Raw genomic sequence first — 479 nt, 5'->3', positions numbered from 1 at the left:
GCGTTCGACGCTTCAGCGACGGGTACGGTTGCCTTCGTGGGCGCACTCATCGGCGAGCAAACCCGAACCGCCAAGGCGCGGGTGGTGCTGGACAACCCCAAGGGAGCATGGCGGCCCGGCCTGTTCGTGAATGTCGAGGTCGTGGCCGACGAGGCCACCGTGCCCGTGACGATTGCAGCAGACGCAGTCCAGACGGTTGGCGAGAAACCCGTGGTCTTCCTGAAGGTCAATGGAGGCTTCATTGCGCAGCCCGTGCAGTTGGGGCGCAGCGACGGAAAGCGGATCGAGGTCCTTCAGGGCATCAAGCCTGGAACGCCTTACGCAGCGTCGGGCAGCTTCGTCGTGAAGTCCGAACTGGGCAAGGCATCCGCCGAGCACACGCACTGACCACGGAGCCTCACACATGTTTGAAAAACTGATTCGATTCTCGATCGAGCAGCGATGGCTAGTGCTGCTCGCTGCCCTTGCGATGGGTGCAC

The 479-nt window shown here is 62.8% G+C and carries 1 protein-coding gene; it reads left to right on the top strand.

Annotation, left to right across the window (positions count from 1 at the left end; genetic code table 11):
* Nucleotides 1–387, top strand: a 387-nt coding sequence (locus tag KDK95_RS38865) for an efflux RND transporter periplasmic adaptor subunit (RefSeq protein ID WP_249162345.1), incomplete at its 5' end; no start/stop codon positions are given.
* Nucleotides 388–479 lie beyond the last annotated feature (92 nt).

Origin of the sequence: Actinospica acidithermotolerans, from assembly GCF_018139625.1 — a bacterium.
GTDB classification, from domain to species: Bacteria; Actinomycetota; Actinomycetes; order Streptomycetales; family Catenulisporaceae; genus Actinospica; species Actinospica acidithermotolerans.
Note: the sequence above shows the minus strand (reverse complement) of the source record. Positions and strands in the feature narration are given on the sequence as shown.